Here is a 21,798-nt window from a genome sequence, read left to right as displayed (position 1 = left end):
CCCGGACCGGGGCCGAGGGTTCCGTCCTCAATCGCCGGACGGGCTTGATTGGGCGGGCCGAGGGTTCCGTCCTCAATCGCCGGACGGGCTGGAACGGGCGGGCCGAGGGCTCCCGGCTCAGGCGCCGGACCAGCTGGAATGGGCGCCGGACCAGCTGGAATGGGCGCCGGACCGGATGGAATCGGCCCGGCAGGGCCGCTACGTGGTGGCCGTCGCCACCTGGTAGCGGTCCAGGAAGTCCGCTACCTCCGCCGAGCCCCCGGCCCGCGGTCCCAGGACCGCCACCGCGTCCGTCAGCATCGTGCGGATGCGCGAGGACTGGACCTGCTCCAGGAGGTCCAGGACCTCGTGGCCCGTGGACGCCGCCTCCTCCGTACGGCCCGCGTGGGCCAGGTCCGTGGTGAGCTCGGCCCGGTACAGCGCGAGGTTCCGGGTGAAGTGCGGGTCCTGCAGCCGCACCGCCCGCCCCGCGTGCCGCGCGGCACGCGACCAGTCGCCCAGCGCCGCCCAGCACTGCGCCTCCAGGATCTCCAGCTCCGCCTCGCGGAAGAAGGTCATCCACTCCGGGTCCGCCCCCGACGGCCCCCGCGAGAACGCGGTGTGCGCCCGGCCGAGCGCCCGCTCGCAGCCCGTGCGGTCCCCGAGCCCCGCCCGGCCCCCCGCCTCCCGCAGAGCGAGCAGCGCCCGCAGCCGCGGTGAGCCCAGTGGTTGGGCGGCCCGCTGCCCGGCCTCCGCCGCGCGTACCGCCTCGCGCGGCCGCCCCGTGTCGCGGGCCAGGAACGACGCGTTGCAGAACGCGTGCGCCTCCAGGGCCGGGTCGCCGGCCACCCGCGCCGTGGCCAGCGCCTCCGCGTAGTGCGAGCGGGCGTCCTCGAAGCGGCCCGAGTCATGGGCCAGCCACCCCACCGAGATGGCCAGCTCACCGGCCCCGGAGTGCAGCCGGTCCGCCGTGGCGCCCCGGCTCGCGGTCCCGGCGTCGAGCAGCGCGTACGCCGCCCGCAACGGCTGCGAGGCGCGCCGGTAGAGCCAGTCGCCGCCGTGCCGGTCGTCCAGCAGCCGGATCTCCCGCACCGCCCGCTCGACGGCGCTCACCTCCGCCTCGCCGAACCGGCGCTGCGTGGGCAGGGAGGCGGACGCCGGGCCGCCGAGGCCCAGCCCCAGGGAGGCGGCGGCCACCGCGGTGGTGCCGCTCGTCATGAATACGCGACGCCGCACGTCGCTCTCCTCGTCGGTGTCGCTGCCGGGCGCGAGCAGCGGGGCAGTCGGGGGTTGCGGGGCGTCCGCAGCGGGCCTGGCCGCCCGGCCGCGTACCGATGCGCGCGGCGAGAAACCGAGGTCCTCCAGGGTCGTCCCGGGGAACATGTGCAGGAAGACCCGCTCGTACGCGTAGTTCGGGCAGCGGATCTCGCCCGACTCCACGCGCCCGATGTACCGGGCGTCGCACGCGACCTGCTCGCCGATCTCGCGCGCGGCCCTGCGTACCGCGGCGGCGAACTCCCCGGCGGAGCGCGGACCGCGCAGCCGCCGGAAGGCGAGGTTGGGAACTGCCCGTGTCGACACCATGGCGGGGCCCTCTCTGGTGCGAGCCGGGCGTTGTTTCCGGTGTCCCGGCGGAGCAAGAACGTACCTGGCGTGATGGGGCGCACACGCAGCGTTTAGCAACAAACCGGGCATCTCGGCCACGATCCGCCATGAACTGCCACCCTTTGCGGCAGTGCTGCACCGTAGCCCTTGACGCGGTTGGGGCGTTGGTCCATGCGGAGACGGATTCCGGCTCCGCCCGGCGATGAGAGGAGAGGTCCCTTGTTGCATATCGACATGGCGACCGGCTCGCGGACGACCGCGACGACGACCGCGACGACGACGGCGACGACGACGGCCGGCGGTACGGTACCCGCCGACGAGCCCTGCGATCTGGTGACCGTGCCCGCCCGACAGGGTCTGGAGGCCGTGGACATCCTGCGCCGGGGCGCGGACCAGGAGGCCGTGGGCCCGGTCATCCACGACGGCACCTGCGACACCCTCGGGTTCCTGGTGCCGCCCGGCACCGCCCAGGGCTGGGACGTACCCGGCAGCGCCTGTACGCGGACCGACGGCCGCGGGCTGCGCATCCCCGCCGAGCCGCCGGTCTCCGGCAGCGGCTGGCTGCTGCCGCCCGCCGAGGACATCCCGGTCACCGACCCGGCGGCGCTGCGGGCCGCGCTCGACCAGGCGGCCCGGCTGATCGAGGCGGCCGACAACTGCCGCTGAGCCCATAATGGCCGGACGGCGGGTCGTACCGATCGGCCCGTCACCGGACGCGATGAGCAGTGAGCAGGGCGAGAAGCAGTGGCACGTCGAGGAGCGGCCGGCGGCGGCGACCGCAAGCAGCGCGCGGACCGCAAGGCCGACCGCAGGGCCGCACGCGGCCCGGCGGCGGCCGGCAACGTCTGCGAGCAGGTCGACGGCGGCCTCGCCGAACTCGTCCCCGACCGGGAGCGCCGGCGCGCCTGGACGCTGACGATCGACGGCGCCCCGCAGTCCCATGTCGACCTCGACGACCCGGCGTACCTCTCCTTCGAGTACCAGCGCCGGATCGGCCACATCGCCGACCTGGCCGCCCCCGCCGGGCAGCCGCTGCACGTCGTGCACCTGGGCGGCGGGGCGTTCACGCTCGCCCGGTACATCGCCGCCACCCGCCCCCGCTCCACCCAGCAGATCATCGAGGTGGACGCCGCCCTGGTGCAGCTGGTGCGCCGCGAACTGCCGCTGGACCCGCAGGCCAGGATCAGGGTCCGGTCCACCGACGCCCGCGCCGGGCTCGGCAAGATCCAGGACGGCTGGGCCGACCTCGTCATCGCGGACGTCTTCAGCGGCGCCCGCACCCCCGCCCACCTCACCTCCACCGAATTCCTCGCCGAGGTGCGCCGCGTCCTGAAGCCCGGCGGGAGTTACGTCGCCAACCTCGCGGACGGGCCGCCGCTGGCCCACCTGCGCGGCCAGATCGCCACCGCCGCCACGGTCTTCCCCGAACTCGCCCTCGCCGCCGACCCCACGGTGTGGCGGGGCCGCCGCTTCGGCAACGCAGTCCTGCTCGCCTCGGACGTGGCCCCGAAGGCGGCGGAGCTGACCCGCCGGGTGGCGACCGATCCGCACCCCGGACGCGTCGAACACGGGCGTGCGCTCGCCGACTTCACCGGTGGCGCGGCCCCGGTCCACGACGCGGACGCCCGCCCGTCACCGCCGCCGCCCCCGTCCGCCTTCGACTGACAGTCCCGCCGACGGCTCTACGACTTGACGATGTCCACCAGCGGCGGATGGTCGTTCCAGGTGCAGAAGACGGAGACCGTCGTGCCGTCGTCCCGGGCGAAGTCCACACGAATCCAGGTGGTGTTCGTCCAGACCCGCATCGACCAGCCCGGTTCCGGTGTCGCGGACACCAGTTGCGCCGAGTGGGCGCCGATCTCGAACACGATCCGGCCGCCGTCCGTCGCGTAACTCCTCGCCTTCCCGGCGGAGGCGGTGGCCCCGGACGCCGGACGGGGCGTGTTCGCCGGGGTGCGCGACGGCGACGGCGTACGGGGCGTGGACGCGGCCGGCTTCGGGGCGGTGGCCCGGGACGTGGGGCTGGGGGAGGCCGAGGGGGACGGGGCGGGGCGGTGCGTCGAGGATGCCAGGGTCTGGGTGGTGGGCGCCGAGATCGGCACCGCGCGCGGCGGGTCGTACACCGTCCCCGCCAGTACGGCGTGCACACCCCACCACGACAGCGCGACCGCCGCGCCGGTGGCGAGCGACCACGCCAGCGCGTGTACGAGACCTCGTTGCATCGGGCACATCCTGCACCACCGCCGGTCCCGCCGTACCACCAGGGACCTGCGTGACGGCCCTTGTGCCCACCCGCCGGACCGGGCCGGGTCCGATGGCGTACGGTGCCGCCCATGCCAAGTGTGCTCGTGGTCGAGGACGACCAGTTCGTACGTTCCGCCCTCATCCGGCACCTGACGCAGGCCTCCCACACCGTACGGAGTGTCGGCACCGCTCTCGAAGCGCTGCGCGAGGTCGCCCACTTCCGCTTCGACGTGGTCATCCTCGACCTCGGGCTGCCCGACCTCGACGGGTCCGAGGCCCTGAAGATGCTGCGCGGCGTCACCGACGTCCCGGTCATCATCGCGACCGCGCGCGACGACGAGAGCGAGATCGTCCGGCTGCTCAACGACGGCGCCGACGACTACCTCACCAAGCCGTTCTCCGTGGAACACCTCTCGGCCCGCATGGCGGCCGTGCTCCGCCGCGCCCGCGCGTCCGGCGGCGAGGCACCGCCCTCGCGCGTCATCCGGGTCGGCGGGCTCGCCATAGACCCGCTGCGCCGGCAGGCCGAACTCGACGGCACCGCGCTCGACCTCACCCGCCGCGAGTTCGACCTGCTCACCTTCCTGGCCGGGCGGCCCGGCGTCGTCGTCCCCCGCAAGGAACTCCTCGCCGAGGTGTGGCAGCAGTCCTACGGCGACGACCAGACCATCGACGTCCACCTCTCCTGGCTGCGCCGCAAGCTCGGCGAGACGGCCGCCCGGCCCCGCTACCTGCACACCCTGCGCGGCGTCGGCGTGAAGCTCCAGCCCCCGGCCCCGGAGCGGCCGGCATGAGATGGGCGCTGGTCAAGGTCTGCCTGGCCGTCACCGCGATGGTCGTGGTCGCCTTCGCCGTGCCGCTCGGGCTCGTCGTCAAGGAGATGGCCCGCGACCGCGCGTTCTCCGACGCCGAACGCCAGGCCGCGACGATCGGCCCGACCCTCTCCATCACCACCGACCGCACCGAGCTCGAAAAGGCCGTGCTCACCGCCGAACCCGGCGCCGCCCGCCGGATGGCCGTCCACATCCCGGCCTCCGACGAGGCGGACGGCGTCGCGGTGGACATCGGCCGCCGGCGCGCCACCCGCAAGGACGTGGAGACCGTACGCACCTCCGGCCGCGCCTCCATCACCGAGGTGACCGGCGGCTCCGCGCTGCTCCAGCCCACCGCACTGAGCTCAGGCGGCATCGCGGTCGTCGAGGTGTTCGTCCCCGAGGACGAGGTCTCCAACGGGGTCGCCACGGCCTGGCTGACGCTGGCGGGCGTCGGCATCGCGCTGATCGTCGGCTCGGTCGCCGTGGCCGACCGCCTCGGTGTCCGCATGGTCGGGCCCGCCCGGCGCCTCGCGGGCGCCGCGCACGACCTGGGGGAGGGGTGGCTCGGCACCCGGGTGCCGGAGGAGGGCCCCACCGAACTGCGGTCCGCCGCCACCGCGTTCAACTCCATGGCCGACCAGGTCGTCCAGCTCCTCGCCAACGAACGGGAGCTGGCCGCCGACCTCTCGCACCGGCTGCGCACCCCGCTCACCGTCCTGCGGCTGAACGCCGCGTCGCTCGGCGAGGGCCCGGCCGCCGAGCAGACCCGGGCCGCCGTCGAACAGCTGGAACGCGAGGTCGACACGATCATCAGGACCGCCCGCCAACAGCGCCCGCAGACCCAGCCGGGCGGGCCGGGGGCCGGCTGCGACGCCTGCGAGGTGATCCGCGAACGGATGGCCTTCTGGTCCGCGCTGGCCGAGGACGAGGGCCGCGAGGTGCGCCTCGCGGGGGTGGACCGCACGGTACGCATCCCGGTCGCCCGCGCCGAACTGGCCGCCGTACTCGACGCGTTGCCCGGCAACGTCTTCCGGCACACCCCGGAGGGCACCGCCTTCGCGGTCGACGTCCACCACAGCGGGGACGCGGTGATCGTGCTGGTCTCGGACGCGGGCGGCGGCATCGCGGACCCGAAGGCCGCCCTGGCGCGCGGCGGCAGCGGACGCGGCGGGGCACGGGGCGCGGTGGGCTCGACCGGCCTCGGCCTCGACATCGTCCGCCGGGTCGCCGAGTCCACCGGCGGCGATGTGCGCATCGGCCGCTCGGTGCTCGGCGGCACCGAGGTGCGGGTCTGGATCGGGCTCGACGGGCAGCGGCCCGAGCGGCGGGGGCGCGGCCACCGGGTCGGCCGGCAGCGACGCGGGGCCAAGCGGCGCGGCACCCAGGGCGTGGCCTGAAATACGGCCTGGGGCCGCGCCCTGGGCGGTCCGAACCTTTAGGGCGGCCGATGCCTTCCTTAAGCCAACCTAAGAACATCAACTCGGGCCCGGATCGCACCATTTACGCCTTTCGTTGCCGCTAGCGTGCTCCCGCATCCCCCACTTCCGTACGACGAGGCAGGAACGCGATGGGCACCAGCAGGCACCGGCGCACGGTGGGCACCAGGACCAAGGCGGTCGGCGCGGTCGTCGCCGCGGCCGTGATCGGCGGAACGGTCTTCGCCCTCACCGGCACGGCCCAGGCCGCGGCGGTCGGCGCCGCCTACACCCGGACCAGCGGCTGGACCGGCGGTTACACCGGGCAGTACGTCGTCACCAACGACACCGACCGGACCAAGACCGACTGGACGCTCGAATTCGACCTGCCCGCGGGCACGAAGCTCAGCTCCCTGTGGAACGGCGAGCACACCGTCAGCGGCAGCCACGTCACGGTCAAGCCGGCCGACTGGGACAAGGAGCTCGCCGCCGGCAAGTCCGTCACCATCGGCTTCGTCACCAGCTCCGACGGCACGGCCGCCGACCCCACCGGCTGCCTCATCGACGGCGAGAAGTGCTCCGTCGACACCGGAGCGACCCCGGAACCCAGCGGCCGCCCCACCGAGACCGCGACCCCCACCCCCACGGCCACCCCCACCGAGAAGCCCACCGAGAAGCCCACCGGGACGGCAACCCCCACCCCCACGCCGACACCCACCAGGACCGACGACGGTGACGGCGGAACGGCGAGCGGCGCCCGCTTCGCCCCGTACGTCGACACCTCGCTCTACCCGGCGTACGACCTGGTCGACACCGCGACCAGGACCGGGGTCAAGGAGTTCAACCTCGCCTTCATCACCTCCGGCGGCAGCTGCGCCCCGCTCTGGGGCGGTGTCACCGGCCTCGGTGACGACCACGTCGCCTCCCGGATCGGCGCCCTGCGCGCGGCGGGCGGCGACGTCCGGGTCTCCTTCGGCGGCGCCGCCGGCTCCGAACTGGCCCTGCGCTGCTCCTCGGCCGCCGGCCTCGCCGCCGCCTACGGCAAGGTCGTCGACACGTACGAGCTGACCAAGGTCGACTTCGACATCGAGGGCGGCGCGCTGCCCGACACCGCCGCCAACACCCGCCGCTCGCAGGCCATCGCCCAGCTCCAGAAGTCCCACCCCGGCCTGGACGTCTCCTTCACCCTGCCGGTGATGCCCGAGGGCCTGACCCAGCCCGGCGTCGACCTGATCGCCGACGCCAAGAGGAACGGCGTGGACGTCGGCGCGGTCAACGTCATGGCGATGGACTACGGCGCCTCCTACAGCGGCGACATGGGCACGTACGCCATCCAGGCGGCCACCGCCACCCAGGCCCAGATCAAGGGCGTGCTCGGGCTCTCCGACGCGGACGCGTGGAAGGCCGTCGCCGTCACCCCGATGATCGGGGTGAACGACGTCAGCACCGAGGTCTTCGAGGTCGAGGACGCCACCCAGCTGGTGGCCTTCGCCAAGGAGAAGGGCCTCGCCCGGCTCGCGATGTGGTCGGGCACCCGCGACAAGGAGTGCGCGGGCGGCGCCAAGCCGACCGCCGACGCCACGTGCAGCTCCATCACGCAGGAACCGCTCGCCTTCACGAAGGCGCTCGGCGCCTACAAGTAGCCCGACCGCCGTCACCCCGGGAACCACCTCCCCCCGCGCATCCCGGCCGGTCCCCATCCCCCCACCCCCGGCCGGGGTGCGCCCCCTCCGTTTCCCGGTGGCCGCTACCCCCGCGCCCGGTTCACCGCCGACAGCACCGCCGCCACCGACGCGGCGACGCCCGAGACGTCCCGGCCCGCGCCCCAGCACTCCTCGCCGCCGACCCGGCAGCGCGCGTACGCCGTGATCCCCCCGGCCCCGGCCGCATCCGTCGGCCCCTGCTCCGTGAGGCCGAGGACGCCCACCTCCACCCCGGCCGCCGCCAGCGCGTCCGCGAACGCCGTGACCGGGCCGGTGCCCGTCCCCTCGTAGTCGCCCTCCCGGTCGTCCATCCGCAGCGTGCAGACGAACCGGTGCTCACCGGCCGGTCCGGTCTGCGCCGACCAGGACGTCAGGGCGACGGACCCGTCCCGCCCGGGGACCAGATAGGCCCTCTCGAAGAGGCTCCACAGGTCCTTCCCGGTGGCCTCCAGACCGCTCTCGTCGGTCGCGTGCTGCACCGTACGGGAGAAGTCCGCCCGCATCCCGGCCGGCAGGTCCACACCGTGCCCGGCGCGCAGCAGATGGGCGATGCCGCCCTTGCCCGACTGCGAGTTGACCCGGATCACCGCCTCGTACGTACGCCCCACGTCCGCCGGGTCGATCGGCAGGTACGGCACCTCCCACAGCTCCGCGTCGCCGCTCGCGCGGTGGGCGAAGCCCTTGCTGATCGCGTCCTGGTGGGTGCCGGAGAACGCGGTGTACACCAGGTCGCCGCCGTACGGATGGCGCGGCGGCACGGGCAGCCGGTTGCAGTGCTCGACCGTGCGGCGGATCTCGTCGATGTCCGAGAAGTCGATCATCGGGTCCACGCCCTGGGCGTGCAGGTTGAGCGCCAGGTTGACCAGGTCGACGTTGCCGGTGCGCTCCCCGTTGCCGAACAGGCAGCCCTCCACCCGCTGGGCGCCCGCCAGCACGGCCAGCTCCGCGCAGGCCACGCCCGTGCCCCGGTCGTTGTGCGGGTGGACGGAGAGGATCACCGAACCGCGCCGGGCCAGGTGGCGGTGCATGTACTCGATCTGGTCCGCGTACACGTTGGGTGTGGCGATCTCCACCGTGGCCGGCAGGTTGTGGACGACGGGGCGGTCCGGCGAGGCGTCCCACAGCTCGGTCAGGCTGTCGCAGACCTCCAGGATGAAGTCCGGTTCGGTCAGGATGAAGACCTCCGGCGAGAACTGGAACCGGATGTCCGCCCCGGGCCTGGCCCGTGCCAGCCGGTCCATCTGCCGTGCGGCCTCCAGCACCACGCCGTGCACCCCGGCCCGGTCGCGGCCGAGGACGACCTCGCGCCAGACGGGCGCGGTCGCGATGTAGAGGTGGACGACGACCCGGTCCATGCCGGCGACCGCCTCGAAGGTGCGCTCGATCAGGTCCGGTCTGGCCGGGGTGAAGACGACCACCGTGACGTCGTCGGGCACCGCCCCGCTCGTCGCCAGGTGCCGTACGAAGTCGAAGTCGGTGCGGCTCGCGGACGGGTAGCCGATCTCGATCTCCTTGAAGCCCATCGCGACCAGCAGATCGAACATCCGCCGCTTGCGCGGGGTGTCCATCGGTTCCGCCAGCGCCTGGTTGCCGTCCCTGAGGTCGACCGGAACCCACAGCGGGGGCCGCTCGATACGGGCCTGCGGCCAGCTCCGCCCGGTCAGCGGGATCTCGACGCGGTCGAACGCGGAGCGGTAGCGGTGCGACGGCATGGAGCTGGAGCGCTGGGGATTCCAGCGGGGCGCGTCATCGGGGACCGGGCCGCGCGGGGTGCAGATCGTGGGGAAGCCGTGCAGGGGTGACCGGGCGTCGGACGCGGCCGCGGACGTGGCCGTGGACATGGACTCGGGCATGAACTCGGGCATGAACGGTGTCTCTTCTCGCATCGCCGGATGCGACCGGCACAGCACGGCACCCCGCGGCGGGGTGCCGATCGCTTCAGGCCCCGCCGCGGCAGCCGAGAAGAAGGAGACCGCGGTACGTCATGGCCGGTACAGTAACCAGACCGCAACCCCTCAGACAACCTGACAGGTGATCCCGTGTCCTCGCTCGGCCCGCTCCGCCCCAGCCCCCTCGTCGAACAGGCCACCAGCCATCTGCGCACGCGGATCACCGAGGGGCACTGGCCGGTCGGCACGAAGCTCCCTGGCGAGACGACCCTCGCCCGGGAGCTCGGCGTGGGCCGCTCCACGGTCCGCGAGGCGGTGCGTACGCTCGCCACGCTCGGCCTCCTCCGGTCCCGGCAGGGCGCCGGCGTCTTCGTCGTCGCCGACCACGCCGTGGAGGACTGGCCGGTGCGGCTGCGGCGGGCCTCGGTCGCCGACGTCTACGAGGTGCGCATGCTGATCGAGGTGCAGGCCGCCCGCCTGGCCGCGCGCCGCCGCACCGACGAGGACCTGGCCGCCCTGGACGCGGCGCTCACCGCCCGGCTGACGGCGGGCGCCGGGACCGACGACGCCGGCTTCGTGGACGCGGACATCGCCGTGCACCGGGCGGTCGTGGCGGCCGCGCACAACCCGGTGCTGAGCGACCTGTTCGCCGAGTTCGTGCCCGCGTTGCGGCAGGGGCTCATCGATCTGGTGGAGCTGCTCGGGCTGCGCCGGGAGGACCCGCAGCACGGCCACGCGGGCCACCGGGCGCTGGTCGCGGCGGTCGTCGCGGGCGACGCGGAGTCGGCGGCGCGTGCGGCCCAGGAGGAGCTGGAGGGCACCCTGGCCTGGCTGCGCACGACCTGACCGCTCGGCGGAGGACAACGTTCCGGCCACCACGCCGACTTCGTTCCGGCCACCCCCGGGCCCCCCGCTCCTGTCACCATCCGGACGTCGAGTTCGGGCAAAGAACGCGTGAGTGTGCTCAAGCGCCCCCTCCGCGCGGTGCCCCGTTCACTTCCCGGCGGGCCCCCGGGGGGAGTTCGGAGGTTCGGAAAAGTGTTTCCGGGGGATGCCGAGAAACCGACAGACTAGCCGGTTTCTCCCGGTCGGCACTCCGTGATCCACCCTCAATACGTCTCTCACCTGCGGGAATTCGGGAACCTCGGCTTCCGCATCTCAGGGCGGTCCGCTTTGGCAAGCCTTCGGCCGGACACGGTCTCGTGACTTGCAGGACACGCTCGCGCAACGGAAGCGTCTTCAACTCTTGACACCCACCCCTCCCAGGCAGCAATCTTCCGACATCGACGCATGGGAGCGCTCCCACATCGCACGAGGATTTCTCGCGTGAACGGCACTGCCCGTGTCCTCCCCCCTGAACCATCCGGCACCCGCACTCACCAGCGCGTATGCCACGCAGTGAGCCAGTCCCACCCTGGAACAAGGAGTAGTGGAATGCGTATCACCCGCACCGCCGCCGGTCGGAGCCGCAGAGTCGCGGTTCTGGCCACCACGGGCCTGACAGCCACGGCCCTGTTGCTGACCGGCTGCAGCAGCGACTCGGACGACTCGGACAGTGCCGGCGCCGATGCGAACGGGAAGATCACGCTGACCGTCGCCGACTTCGGCCAGTTCGGCTACAAGGAGGCCGGCCTCTTCGAGAAGTACCACGAGCTGCACCCGAACATCACGGTGAAGGAAGAGACCACCGCCAAGGAGGAGGACTACTACCCCAAGCTGCTCCAGCAGCTGAACGCGGGCAGTGGTCTGGCCGACATCCAGGGCCTTGAGGTCGGACGCATCAAGGAGATCGTCGACACCAAGGCGGACCAGTTCGCCGACCTGAGCAAGGTCATCGACGTCAACGAGTGGGTGTCCTGGAAGGCGAAGCAGGCCACCACGGCCGACGGCAAGGTGATCGGCGCGGGTACCGACATCGGCCCGATGTCGCTCTGCTACAACACCGAGCTCTTCAAGAAGGCCGGTCTGCCGACCGACCGCAAGGAAGTCGCCGCCAAGATCTCCGGTGGCTGGGAGGACTACCTCAAGCTCGGTGAGGAGTACAAGAAGAACGCGCCTGCGAAGACGTACTTCATGGACTCCGCCAGCGCGATGTTCAACGCCGTGGTCAGCTCGAACTCGAAGCAGTACTACGACGAGAGCGGCAAGGCGATCTACAAGGACAGCCCCAGCGTCAAGCAGGGCTGGGACCTGTCGGCCGAGGCCGCGGACAAGGGCTTGACCGAGGGCCTCGCCCAGTTCGGTGACCCGTGGAAGGCCGGTCTGCGCAAGAGCACCGTGGCCACCGTGGTCTGCCCCGCCTGGATGGCCGGACAGATCTCGATCGCCGCCGGTGACGCCAACAAGGGCAAGTGGGACATCACCACCGCCCCGGGTTCGTCCGCCGCCAACTGGGGCGGATCGTTCCTCGGTGTGCCCAAGTCGGGCAAGAACGTCGAGGAGGCCGGCAAGCTCGTCAAGTGGCTGACCGCCCCCGAGCAGCAGGCCGCCGTCTTCAAGGCGATCGGTGTCTTCCCGTCCAACAAGGGCGCGTACGACCTGGACGACGTGAAGGGCGCCACGCTCCCGTACTTCAGCGACGCCCCGATCGGGCAGATCTACGCCGACGAGGCCAAGTCCATCCCCGAGGCCGTCATCGGCCCGAAGGACGCCGCCATCAAGGAAGCCATCTCCACCCAGATCAACAACATGGAGCAGCGCGGAACCAAGCCCGACAAGGCGTGGGACGCGGCGACGGAGAAGATCGACAAGGTGATCGGCTGACGTTCGCGGCGGCGGGCGGCCTCCGGGCCGCCCGCACCCGCACGTCTCCATCCCGCGGGTGCGGAGCCGTGCGGGGCGCGTCTGCCGGCGGGCTTGCACGGGGCGACCGGGCACCTCCCCGGCCGCCCCGTGGAAGCCCACCGCACACGTCCTCGGCCCCCGCCTCGTACCCGGGTAACTCAAGCACTCCAGGGAAGGAATCCCGCCCGTGGCCACCTCGTCTCCCACCCGGGACGTATACGCCCCGCCGCCTCCTGGCTCCCAGCGGAAGCCGGCGAACACCCGCCGGCAGACGTGGCGGAGCCGCCTCTGGCGGTTCGATGACAAGGCGTCGCCGTACGCCTACATCGCCCCGTTCTTCCTCGTCTTCGGCGCCTTCGGGCTCTACCCGCTGATCTACACCGGCTGGATCGCCCTGCACCGGATCGAGATGACCGGCCTGGACCAGATGGAATGGGTCGGCTGGGACAACTTCGACACGATCCTGCACGACTCGGAGTTCTGGACGGCCGTCAGCAACACCTTCCTGATCGGTGTCATGTCGACGGTCCCGCAGTTGCTCGTGGCCCTGGGCCTGGCGCACCTGCTGAACTACAAGCTCCGCGCCAGCACCTTCTGGCGGACGGTCATCCTCACCCCGTACGCCACCTCGGTGGCCTCGGCCGCCCTCGTCTTCGCCCTGGTCTTCCGGGCCGACGGCGGTCTGCTGAACTGGGCGCTGCACTTCGTCGGCCTCGGTGACACCAACTGGGCCAACGGCCACTGGACATCCAAGATCGCCATCTCCGCCATCGTGATCTGGCGCTGGACCGGCTACAACACCCTGATCTACCTCGCCGCGATGCAGGCCGTGCCGTCCGACCTGTACGAGGCCGCCTCGCTCGACGGCGCCTCGCGCTGGCAGCAGTTCCTCAAGGTGACCATCCCCTCGCTGCGGCCCACGATCCTCTTCACGATCGTCATCTCGACCATCGGTTCCATGCAGCTGTTCGGCGAGCCCCTGCTGCTGGAGGGGGGCAAGCTCGGCGCTATCGGCGGCAGCGAGAACCAGTACGAGACCCTCAGCATCTACCTCTACAACTACGGCTGGAACCTCGGGCATCTCGGTCCGGCCGCCGCAGTGGCCTGGGCGATGCTCGCCCTCCTGCTGCTCATCGCCGCGGTCAACTGGCTCATCGGCCGCTTCGTACGCAAATCCGCGGTCTGACCGGGAGCGATATCCATGACCATCACCAGCCCCACCGAAGTTCCCGGGTCCGTCCGCCCGGTGCGCACCGCGCAGCGCGCGCAGAAGCGCCCGAGCCGTTTCAAGCCCGGTGCCGGTCAGCAGCTGAAGGGCGGCCCGTTCGCCTACATCGCGCTGGCCGTCGTCGGCATCGGCTCGCTGCTGCCGCTGTACTGGACCCTGGTGGCCGCGTCCCACACCCAGGACGAGGTGCTGGCCACCACCCCGCCGTTCCTGCCGGGCGGCCGGCTCTTCCACAACCTCGAAGCCGCCTGGGACCAGGCCAACCTGGGCAAGGCGATCGTCAACAGCTTCATCGTCTCCGGCTGCATCACGGTGGCGACGCTCTTCTTCTGCACCCTGGCCGGCTACGCCTTCGCCAAGATGCGTTTCCGCGGCCGCGGCGCGCTGATGACCGCGGTCATCGCGACCCTGACCATCCCGCCGCAGCTCAGCGTCGTCCCACTGTTCATGATGATGGCCGACCTCGGCTGGGGCGGAAGCCTGGAATCGGTGATCTTCCCGACCCTGGTCAGCGCGTTCGGCGTGTTCTTCATGCGGCAGTACCTGATCGAGGCGCTGCCGTACGAACTGATCGAAGCCGCCAAGATCGACGGTGCGAACAACTTCCGCATCGTGCTGAGCGTCGTCCTCCCGGTGGCGCGCCCCGCGATGATGGTGCTGGGCATGCTCACCTTCGTCCAGGCGTGGAACGACTTCTTCTGGCCCTACCTCGCCCTGAACCAGCAGAACCCCACCCTCCAGGTGGCCCTCGGCCAGCTGAAGGCGTCCTACACCCCCGACGAGAGCATCGTGATGGCCGGCGCGCTGATCAGCACCCTGCCGCTGCTCGTGGTGTTCGTGGTCTTCGGCAAGCAGATCGTCGGCGGGATCATGTCCGGCGCCGTCAAGGGCTGACTCCTCCGCCTGCCTCTCATCCGTCCCGGACGCCCCGTACGGTCCTCGCCCGCCCCGCGGACCGTACGGGCTCCGGAGCCCCACCTGTCCCCGCCCCTGTCCGCACCTCTCTGGGAGCGCTCCCGCATGACTGCTGTACGACCCGACACCGCACCGAAGCCGGCGCCCGAGGCCACGAAGTTCCCGACGGGCTTCCTCTGGGGGGCGGCCACCGCCGCCTACCAGGTCGAGGGGGCCGCCGCCGAGGACGGGCGCACGCCCTCCATCTGGGACACCTTCAGCCGCACCCCCGGCAAGGTCCTCAACGGCGACACCGGCGACATCGCCGCCGACCACTACCACCGCTACCGCGACGACGTGGCCCTGATGAAGCAGCTGGGGCTGAAGGCGTACCGCTTCTCCATCTCCTGGTCCCGGGTCCAGCCCACCGGCCGCGGCCCTGCCGTCGAACGCGGTCTGGACTTCTACCGCAAGCTCGTCGACGAGCTGCTGGAGGCCGGCATCACGCCCGTCGCCACCCTCTACCACTGGGACCTGCCCCAGGAGCTGGAGGACGCGGGCGGCTGGCCGGAGCGCGCCACCGCCGAGCGCTTCGCGGACTACACCGCGATCATGGCGGGCGCCCTCGGCGACCGCGTCGGTACGTGGACCACCTTCAACGAGCCGTGGTGCTCGGCCTTCCTCGGCTACGGCTCCGGCGTGCACGCCCCCGGCCGCACCGAGCCCGCCTCCGCCCTGCGGGCGGCCCATCACCTCAATCTCGCACATGGCCGGGCGATCGAGGTTCTGCGCGGTCAACTCCCCGCTAGCGCGCAGACCTCGGTCACCCTCAACCTCCACCAGGTGCGCCCGCTCACGTCGAGCTCGGCGGACGTGGACGCCGCCCGCCGCATCGACGCGGTCGGCAACCGGGTCTTCACCGGCCCGATGCTGCACGGCGCCTACCCCGAGGACCTGCTCACCGACACCGGGCACCTGGTGGACTGGTCGAAGCTGGTCCAGGACGGCGACCTGGAGGCGATCTCGCGCCCGGTCGACGTACTGGGCATCAACTACTACACGCCGACACTGGTCTCCACGCCCGCCGAGGGCGCCGGCGACACCCGCAACGACGGCCACGGCGCGAGCGACTACTCGCCGTGGCCCGGCTCCGAGCACGTCGCCTTCCACCTCGCGGAGGGGAAGGCGACCACCGCCATGAACTGGTCGATCGATCCCAACGGGCTCTACAACCTGCTCATGGACGTCACCCGGGACCACCCCGGCATCCCGCTGATGGTCACCGAGAACGGCGCCGCCTTCGACGACTACGTCTCGCCCGAGGGCCGGGTGCAGGACCCCCAGCGCATCGCGTACCTGCACGGCCACCTCGACGCCGTGCAGCGCGCGGTGGCAGACGGGGCGGACGTGCGCGGCTACTTCCTCTGGTCGCTGATGGACAACTTCGAGTGGGCGTACGGCTATTCGAAGCGTTTCGGTGCCGTGTACGTGGACTACGCCTCCCAGCGCCGCATCCCGAAGGCGAGCGCCCACTGGTACGCCGACGTGATCCGCCGCCACGCCCTCCCGCCGCAGGACGGGCGCGCCTGACACATCCCCCCCCTCTCCGGTACGTCCTGACCCGTACCGGCCGCTGAGACCCGGCACCCGTGCCGGGTCTCAGCCGTTTCCGCCCCCTTCGCGGTCCGCGGCGCCCCGACCTGTACGTCCCGCTTGACCGCGCGCGTAGAGTGGGAGCGCTCCCATAGAACGGGGCGGGGGAACGGCCGACCGGTCCCGCAGAGTGTCAAGGGAACCAACTCCAGGACTTGGTTTGGTTATCCGACTGTGAGAAATTGACCGCGAACGGGAGGCAGCCATGACGGCAGCGCGAGTACGGAGCGGGGGCCGGCCCACGCTCGAAGAGGTCGCGGCACGGGCGGGGGTCGGTCGAGGCACGGCCTCGCGCGTCATCAACGGATCGCCCCGGGTCAGCGCCCACACCCGGGAGGCGGTGGAGGCCGCCGTCGCCGAGCTGGGTTACGTACCCAACCGCGCGGCCCGCGCCCTGGCCGGCAACCGCACGGACGCCATAGCGCTCGTCGTACCCGAGTCGGAGAGCCGCTTCTTCGCGGAGCCCTACTTCTCCGACATCGTGCGCGGGGTCGGCGCCGCCCTGGCCGACACGGAGATGCAGCTGCTGCTCACCCTCGCCGGCAGCGACCGGGAACGCCGCAGGCTCGCCCAGTACCTCACCGCGCACCGCGTGGACGGCGTGCTGCTGGTCTCCGTGCACGCCGACGACCCGCTGCCCGACCTGCTCGAACAGCTCGGTATGCCCGCCGTGATGAACGGCCGCAGATCCGCCACCGAACCGCTCTCCTCGGTCGACTCGGACAACTTCGAGGGGGCCCGTGGCGCCGTGGAACACCTCGCCTCGCGCGGCCGCCGCACCATCGCCACCATCACCGGCCGGCTCGACGTCTACGCCTCCCAGCGCCGCCTGGACGGCTACCGCCAGGCCGTCCGCGAAGCCGGCCTGGAACCCGACGAGCGGCTGATCGCCCCCGCCGACTTCTCCGAGGAGGGCGGCGTCCGCGCCATGCGCGACCTGCTCGCCCGCCGCCCCGACGTGGACGCCGTCTTCGCCGCCTCCGACGTGATGGCCGCCGGCGCCCGCCAGGTCCTGCGCGAGGCCGGCCGCCGCATCCCCGACGACGTCGCCCTCATCGGCTTCGACGACTCCGCCGTGGCCCGCCACATGGACCCCGCCCTCACCAGCGTGCGCCAGCCGATCGAGGAGATGGGCCGCACCATGACCAGGGTCCTGCTCGACACGATCGCCGGCGAGAACGCCGACCGCCCCCAGATCGTGCTCCCCACGGAGCTGGTGGTCCGCGACTCGTCGTGAGGGCCGCCGTGTCCAGCCTGCGCGGAGCCCGCGACCGCCCGGCGCCGGGCAGAAGCGTTCACCGCACACCGCACACCGCACTGTCGGCGCCGTGAGGGCACGGGCCCTGCGCCCGCGCCCTCACGTGACCCCCGGACAGGCCCTGCGCGTAGAGGGCTTCCGCGGCACGCACGGGCACCGCAGCACCCCCGCGATGGGCCAGGGTGAGGGCCACGTGCGCTCAGGGTGCTCGTCGCGCGTCAGGCATGCCCCTCGGGCGCCGGGCCCGCCCCGGTGAGCAGGGCGGTGATCTCCTGGGCGAGGTGCGGGGCCAGCTCGCCCCAGCCGTCCTTGTAGCCGTATACGCTCGCCAGGCCACGGGCGTCGTAGTCGCCGTTCATGACTTCGATGTCGGCGGTGGTGATGAGCCCGGGGTGGGCGACGCCGACCGCGCCGGAGACCTTCAGCAGCTCCCTGCGGAGGGTGCGCAGGTAGACGGCGGCACGTATCGCCTTCGAAGGCGCGTCGACGCCGCGCACCAGCCACGGGTCCTGGGTGGCGATGCCGGTGGGGCACTTGTCGGTGTGGCACTTCTGCGCCTGGATGCAGCCGATGGAGAGCATCGCCTCGCGGGCGACGTTGACCATGTCGGCGCCCAGGGCGAACGCGACGACGGCGTTCTCGGGCAGGCCCAGCTTGCCGGAGCCGATGAAGGTGATGTCGTCGGTGAGGCCCTGCTCGGCGAAGGTGCCGTAGACGCGGGAGAAGCCCATCCGGAACGGCAGGGACACCGAGTCGGAGAAGATGAGCGGAGCCGCCCCGGTACCGCCCTCGCCTCCGTCCACGGTCACGAAGTCGACCCCGCGGTCGCCCCGCGCCATCAGGGCGGCCAGCTCCTCCCAGAAGCCCATGTCGCCCACGGCGCTCTTGATGCCGACCGGCAGACCGGTCTCCCCGGCGAGGAGCTCGACGAAGTCGAGCATCGAGTCGACGTCGTGGAACGCGGTGTGCCGGGAGGGCGAGGCGCAGTCCTCGCCCTGCGGGATACCCCGGATCTCCGCGATCTCGGGGGTCACCTTCGCCGCCGGCAGCAGCCCGCCGAGCCCCGGCTTCGCGCCCTGCGAGATCTTGATCTCGATCGCCCTGACCGGGGCCCCCGCGACGATCTCCTTCAGCTTGTCGAGGCTGAAGGTGCCGTCCTCGTTGCGGCAGCCGAAGTACGAGGTGCCGATCTGGAGGATCAGGTCACCGCCGTTGCGGTGGTACGGGGAGAGGCCGCCCTCGCCGGTGTTCTGCAGGGCGCCGGCCAGTGCCGCGCCCTTGTTCAGAGCCGTGACGGCCGCGCCCGACAGCGAGCCGAAGCTCATCGCGGAGATGTTGACCACGCTCGCAGGACGGAACGCCTTGGCCCGCCCGCGCGGACCGCCCAGCACCTTGGCCGAGGGCAGCGGGGCCTGCGGGTCGTGGAGGTCGGGCAGTGGGCCGGCGAACGTGCGCTGCTTCACGTACGCGTGGCCCTGCACATGCTCCACGTCCATGTCCGTGCCGAACCCGAAGTAGTTGTTCTCCTCCTTCGCGGAGGCGTAGATCCAGGTGCGCTGGTCGCGGCTGAAGGGGCGCTCCTCCTCGTTGGAGGTCACGACGTACTGCCGCAGCTCCGGCCCGATCCTCTCCAGCAGATACCGGGCGTGGCCGATCACGGGAAAGTTCCTGAGCAGCGCGTGCTTCTTCTGTACGAGGTCGCGGGCTGCCACCAGCGCCAGTGCCGCCGCTGCGGCCGTGCCGATACTCCGGGCGCGCATGAGCGTTCCTCTCGTCGACTGTGGGATAGCCCGACCATAGAGAAGGGCCGGTTCGCCCAAGCGAACCGGCCCTTCTTCATCAAGGGTGAGTAACGGGACTCGAACCCGCGACATCCTGGACCACAACCAGGTGCTCTACCATCTGAGCTATACCCACCATGTCCGGTCGTTTCCGACCGGCCGAGAAAAAGTGTACAGGGTCTCGGAGGGTGCTCGCGCCCTCATTCCCCGGCCGCCGGTCGCGGCCTCCGGAAGGGCGGTGACCAGCGGCTTCCCGGAGGCGTCAGCCCCGGGGCCCCGAGACCCGTGCCGCGATCGCCTTCGCCTGCTCGGAGTCCGGGCCGGGCTGCGGTACGAAGACCGCCTCGCGGTAGTACCGCAGCTCCGTGATGGAGTCGCGGATGTCCGCGAGGGCGCGGTGGTTGCCGTTCTTCTCCGGGCTGTTGAAGTACGCCCTGGGGTACCAGCGGCGGGCCAGCTCCTTGACCGAGGAGACGTCCACGATCCGGTAGTGGAGGTAGCCCTCCAGCAGCGGCATGTCGCGGGAGAGGAAGCCGCGGTCGGTGCCCACCGAATTGCCGCAGAGCGGGGCCCTGCCGGGCTCCTTCACGTGCTCGCGGACGTAGGCGAGGACCTGCTCCTCGGCGTCGGCCGGCGTCGTGCCGGCGGCCAGCTCGTCGAGGAGGCCCGAGGCGGTGTGCATCTGCCGCACCACCTCGGGCATGGTCTCCAGCGCCGCGTCCGGCGGGCGGATCACGATGTCCACCCCTTCGCCGAGCACGTTCAACTCCGAGTCGGTGACCAGTGCGGCCACCTCGATGAGTGCGTCTTCCGTCAACGAGAGCCCGGTCATCTCGCAGTCGATCCACACCATGCGGTCGTTCATACGCCCCACCCTACGGGGCGCCCCGCTGTCCGGGCAGGGCCGGGCGCCCCGCGGCGTACACGTCGGCACCCGCCTTCCCGTGCTCGGCGCGCCCCGCGTCCAGCGCCACGGGGGCGGCGGCGGACGGGCCCGCGACGGCGGTCCGGCGGTTCGCGGCGGTGCCCTGGGCGGGTACCGCCGCCTCCGTCACCGTCGCGACCGGCTCCGGCACCCCGCTCTGCGGACGGCGGGCCCGGTAGGCGGCCCGGTAGGCGGCGGGGGAGGAGCCCAGCTGGCGGCGGAAGTGCCCGCGCAGCGCGACCGGCGAGCGGAAGCCGCAACGGCCCGCGACCTCGTCCACCGAGTAGTCGGACGTCTCCAGCAGCCGCTGCGCCTGCAGCACCCGCTGGGTGATCAGCCACTGGAGCGGTGCGCTGCCGGTGAGCGAGCGGAACCTGCGGTCGAAGGTCCGCCGGCTCATGTAGGCGCGCGCGGCCAGCGTCTCCACGTCGAACTGCTCGTGCAGATGCTCCAGCGCCCAGGCGACGACCTCGGCGAGCGGGTCGGAGCCGATTTCCTCCGGTAAAGACCTGTCGAGGTAGCGCTCCTGGCCGCCACTGCGCCGGGGCGGCACGACGAGCCGGCGGGCGAGTGCCCCGGCGGCCTCCGTGCCGTGGTCCGAGCGGACTATGTGCAGGCAGAGGTCGATGCCGGCCGCCGTCCCCGCGGAGGTGAGCACATCGCCGTCGTCGACGAACAGCTCGCGCGGATCGACGTGGACCGACGGGTAGCGCTTGGCCAGCGTCGGCGCGTACATCCAGTGCGTGGTGGCCGGGCGGCCGTCCAGCAGCCCGGCGGCGGCGAGCACGAAGGCCCCCGTGCACAGCCCGACGATGCGGGCGCCCTCCTCATGGGCGCGGCGCAGCGCCTCCAGGGCCTCCACGGGCGGCGGAGAGGTGATCGAACGCCAGGCGGGCACCACGACGGTGCCGGCCCTGCTGATCGCCTCCAGCCCGTAGGGCGCGGTCAGTTCGAGGCCACCGGTGGTGCGCAGCGGTCCCTCTTCACCGCCGCACACGAGCAGGCGGTAGCGCGGAACTCCCGCGTCCTGCCGGTCGATTCCGAACACCGACAGCGGGATGGAGCTCTCGAAGATGGGGCCACCGCTGAACAGCAGTACGGCGACGACTTCCCGGCGTCGTCGTCCGCCCAGCTTCCGTACAGCCTCCGTTGCGGTGGCGGAGTCCTGGCTCATGACGCTAAGCCCCCCTCGGTGTTCGCGTCTTCCTGGTCCTTGCGGGCCTGTCGCACCTGCACTTGTCCCCTCGGTCGTGCACGAGTCCCCGGCCTTCGACGCCCAAGATCGAATCTACTGCGTCCCGTGGTGCCGTCGTGACAAGTTCACCAACCGGCTCATTGTCGACAAGGCAACCTGGCGGGAAGCGTTCGATCACGAAGCGTTTCACTCGTGGGTCGCGCAGGGAAGTGCGTCCGGCGTTCATGGCCCGTCCCCATTGGGCGGAAGCGTACCGCTCGGTCTCTTCCTGCCTGGTGGCAAGGGGGTTGACCGGCCATTTCGGCAAGGAATCAACCGGCCCCCGAAGTTGGCTGGAAATGTACGGTCGCGTGTGCGGAAATCAGTCGTTCTACCGGCGCACAACCCGGGGCGCCCGTCCGCCCCCGCACGCCCCCTCGCCGGGGCGCGC

17 protein-coding genes and 1 tRNA gene are annotated in these 21,798 nt (G+C 72.0%); 11 read left to right on the top strand and 7 right to left on the bottom strand.

Translation table 11 applies throughout. From position 1 onward, the window contains the following. Positions 1 to 198 precede the first annotated feature (198 nt). On the bottom strand, positions 199 to 1,563 hold the full coding sequence (locus E6P78_RS02805) for a tetratricopeptide repeat protein (RefSeq protein WP_136201875.1): 1,365 nt from the start codon (positions 1,561 to 1,563) through the stop codon (positions 199 to 201). 240 nt (positions 1,564 to 1,803) lie between these two features. Here E6P78_RS02805 and E6P78_RS02800 point away from each other — a divergent pair, with 240 nt between their 5' ends. Both E6P78_RS02800 and E6P78_RS02795 read left to right on the top strand, forming a co-directional pair. Further along, positions 1,804 to 2,250: a hypothetical protein gene (locus E6P78_RS02800; RefSeq protein ID WP_206307703.1), complete on the top strand. Its 447-nt coding sequence runs from the start codon at positions 1,804 to 1,806 to the stop codon at positions 2,248 to 2,250. A gap of 78 nt (positions 2,251 to 2,328) precedes the next feature. After that, positions 2,329 to 3,249 (top strand): fused MFS/spermidine synthase, encoded by a 921-nt coding sequence (locus tag E6P78_RS02795; RefSeq protein ID WP_136201874.1) that lies wholly within the window; start codon positions 2,329 to 2,331, stop codon positions 3,247 to 3,249. Between the two features lie 17 nt (positions 3,250 to 3,266). On the opposite strand, the gene E6P78_RS02790 is transcribed toward E6P78_RS02795, so the two are convergent. Further along, positions 3,267 to 3,806: a hypothetical protein gene (locus E6P78_RS02790; RefSeq protein ID WP_136201873.1), complete on the bottom strand. Its 540-nt coding sequence runs from the start codon at positions 3,804 to 3,806 to the stop codon at positions 3,267 to 3,269. Between the two features lie 111 nt (positions 3,807 to 3,917). On the opposite strand from E6P78_RS02790, the gene E6P78_RS02785 reads away from it, so the two are divergent. The 3 genes from E6P78_RS02785 (at position 3,918) to E6P78_RS02775 (ending at position 7,701) form a co-directional block, all read left to right on the top strand. Continuing rightward, positions 3,918 to 4,622, top strand: coding sequence for a response regulator transcription factor (locus tag E6P78_RS02785; RefSeq protein ID WP_136201872.1), 705 nt, complete (start codon positions 3,918 to 3,920; stop codon positions 4,620 to 4,622). Next, a complete protein-coding gene (locus tag E6P78_RS02780; protein ID WP_136201871.1) occupies positions 4,619 to 6,040 on the top strand; it encodes a HAMP domain-containing sensor histidine kinase in 1,422 nt (473 codons plus the stop codon). Before E6P78_RS02785 ends, E6P78_RS02780 begins: the two co-directional genes overlap by 4 nt. Before the next feature lie 170 nt (positions 6,041 to 6,210). Next, positions 6,211 to 7,701 (top strand): cellulose binding domain-containing protein, encoded by a 1,491-nt coding sequence (locus E6P78_RS02775; protein WP_136201870.1) that lies wholly within the window; start codon positions 6,211 to 6,213, stop codon positions 7,699 to 7,701. A 104-nt stretch (positions 7,702 to 7,805) separates the two neighbouring features. Here the strand turns inward: E6P78_RS02775 and E6P78_RS02770 are convergent, their stop codons facing one another. Continuing rightward, positions 7,806 to 9,626: a 2-isopropylmalate synthase gene (locus tag E6P78_RS02770; protein ID WP_136202048.1), complete on the bottom strand. Its 1,821-nt coding sequence runs from the start codon at positions 9,624 to 9,626 to the stop codon at positions 7,806 to 7,808. Positions 9,627 to 9,800: 174 nt separating this feature from the next. Here E6P78_RS02770 and E6P78_RS02765 point away from each other — a divergent pair, with 174 nt between their 5' ends. The 6 genes from E6P78_RS02765 (at position 9,801) to E6P78_RS02740 (ending at position 17,446) form a co-directional block, all read left to right on the top strand. Next, the gene (locus tag E6P78_RS02765; protein WP_136201869.1) at positions 9,801 to 10,496 is read left to right on the top strand and encodes an FCD domain-containing protein; all 696 of its coding nucleotides are present in this window, start codon (positions 9,801 to 9,803) and stop codon (positions 10,494 to 10,496) included. 588 nt (positions 10,497 to 11,084) lie between these two features. After that, positions 11,085 to 12,413: an extracellular solute-binding protein gene (locus E6P78_RS02760; protein WP_136201868.1), complete on the top strand. Its 1,329-nt coding sequence runs from the start codon at positions 11,085 to 11,087 to the stop codon at positions 12,411 to 12,413. A 208-nt stretch (positions 12,414 to 12,621) separates the two neighbouring features. After that, positions 12,622 to 13,620, top strand: a complete 999-nt coding sequence (locus E6P78_RS02755) for a sugar ABC transporter permease (RefSeq protein ID WP_136201867.1) — start codon at positions 12,622 to 12,624, stop codon at positions 13,618 to 13,620. Positions 13,621 to 13,635: 15 nt separating this feature from the next. Next, the gene (locus E6P78_RS02750) at positions 13,636 to 14,556 is read left to right on the top strand and encodes a carbohydrate ABC transporter permease (protein ID WP_136201866.1); all 921 of its coding nucleotides are present in this window, start codon (positions 13,636 to 13,638) and stop codon (positions 14,554 to 14,556) included. 126 nt (positions 14,557 to 14,682) lie between these two features. Then, positions 14,683 to 16,146 (top strand): GH1 family beta-glucosidase, encoded by a 1,464-nt coding sequence (locus tag E6P78_RS02745; RefSeq protein ID WP_136201865.1) that lies wholly within the window; start codon positions 14,683 to 14,685, stop codon positions 16,144 to 16,146. A 268-nt stretch (positions 16,147 to 16,414) separates the two neighbouring features. Further along, complete coding sequence (locus E6P78_RS02740) at positions 16,415 to 17,446, top strand: LacI family DNA-binding transcriptional regulator (RefSeq protein ID WP_136201864.1); 1,032 nt, start codon at positions 16,415 to 16,417, stop codon at positions 17,444 to 17,446. A gap of 239 nt (positions 17,447 to 17,685) precedes the next feature. On the opposite strand, the gene E6P78_RS02735 is transcribed toward E6P78_RS02740, so the two are convergent. The 4 genes from E6P78_RS02735 to E6P78_RS02720 form a co-directional block, all read right to left on the bottom strand. After that, the gene (locus tag E6P78_RS02735; RefSeq protein ID WP_136201863.1) at positions 17,686 to 19,227 is read right to left on the bottom strand and encodes an FMN-binding glutamate synthase family protein; all 1,542 of its coding nucleotides are present in this window, start codon (positions 19,225 to 19,227) and stop codon (positions 17,686 to 17,688) included. A gap of 84 nt (positions 19,228 to 19,311) precedes the next feature. Beyond that, positions 19,312 to 19,384 (bottom strand) — tRNA-His (locus tag E6P78_RS02730). 126 nt (positions 19,385 to 19,510) lie between these two features. After that, the gene (orn, locus tag E6P78_RS02725; protein WP_136201862.1) at positions 19,511 to 20,113 is read right to left on the bottom strand and encodes an oligoribonuclease; all 603 of its coding nucleotides are present in this window, start codon (positions 20,111 to 20,113) and stop codon (positions 19,511 to 19,513) included. A 10-nt stretch (positions 20,114 to 20,123) separates the two neighbouring features. Continuing rightward, positions 20,124 to 21,347 carry a helix-turn-helix domain-containing protein gene (locus E6P78_RS02720; protein WP_136201861.1) on the bottom strand — a complete coding sequence of 408 codons (1,224 nt, stop codon included), beginning with the start codon at positions 21,345 to 21,347 and terminating at the stop codon, positions 20,124 to 20,126. Positions 21,348 to 21,798 lie beyond the last annotated feature (451 nt).

Source organism: Streptomyces sp. A0958 (assembly GCF_004795035.1).
Lineage (GTDB): Bacteria > Actinomycetota > Actinomycetes > Streptomycetales > Streptomycetaceae > Streptomyces.
Note: the sequence above shows the minus strand (reverse complement) of the source record. Positions and strands in the feature narration are given on the sequence as shown.

Excerpts from the sequence above, each read along its gene's own strand:
- E6P78_RS02745 (WP_136201865.1), top strand. The coding sequence starts at position 14,683 with ATGACTGCTGTACGACCCGACACCGCACCGAAGCCGGCGCCCGAGGCC.
- E6P78_RS02760 (WP_136201868.1), top strand. The coding sequence starts at position 11,085 with ATGCGTATCACCCGCACCGCCGCCGGTCGGAGCCGCAGAGTCGCGGTT.
- E6P78_RS02750 (WP_136201866.1), top strand. The coding sequence starts at position 13,636 with ATGACCATCACCAGCCCCACCGAAGTTCCCGGGTCCGTCCGCCCGGTG.
- E6P78_RS02720 (WP_136201861.1), bottom strand. The coding sequence starts at position 21,347 with ATGAGCCAGGACTCCGCCACCGCAACGGAGGCTGTACGGAAGCTGGGC.
- E6P78_RS02790 (WP_136201873.1), bottom strand. The coding sequence starts at position 3,806 with ATGCAACGAGGTCTCGTACACGCGCTGGCGTGGTCGCTCGCCACCGGC.
- E6P78_RS02735 (WP_136201863.1), bottom strand. The coding sequence starts at position 19,227 with ATGCGCGCCCGGAGTATCGGCACGGCCGCAGCGGCGGCACTGGCGCTG.
- E6P78_RS02785 (WP_136201872.1), top strand. The coding sequence starts at position 3,918 with ATGCCAAGTGTGCTCGTGGTCGAGGACGACCAGTTCGTACGTTCCGCC.
- E6P78_RS02805 (WP_136201875.1), bottom strand. The coding sequence starts at position 1,563 with ATGGTGTCGACACGGGCAGTTCCCAACCTCGCCTTCCGGCGGCTGCGC.
- E6P78_RS02740 (WP_136201864.1), top strand. The coding sequence starts at position 16,415 with ATGACGGCAGCGCGAGTACGGAGCGGGGGCCGGCCCACGCTCGAAGAG.
- E6P78_RS02780 (WP_136201871.1), top strand. The coding sequence starts at position 4,619 with ATGAGATGGGCGCTGGTCAAGGTCTGCCTGGCCGTCACCGCGATGGTC.
- orn (WP_136201862.1), bottom strand. The coding sequence starts at position 20,113 with ATGAACGACCGCATGGTGTGGATCGACTGCGAGATGACCGGGCTCTCG.
- E6P78_RS02775 (WP_136201870.1), top strand. The coding sequence starts at position 6,211 with ATGGGCACCAGCAGGCACCGGCGCACGGTGGGCACCAGGACCAAGGCG.
- E6P78_RS02770 (WP_136202048.1), bottom strand. The coding sequence starts at position 9,626 with ATGCCCGAGTTCATGCCCGAGTCCATGTCCACGGCCACGTCCGCGGCC.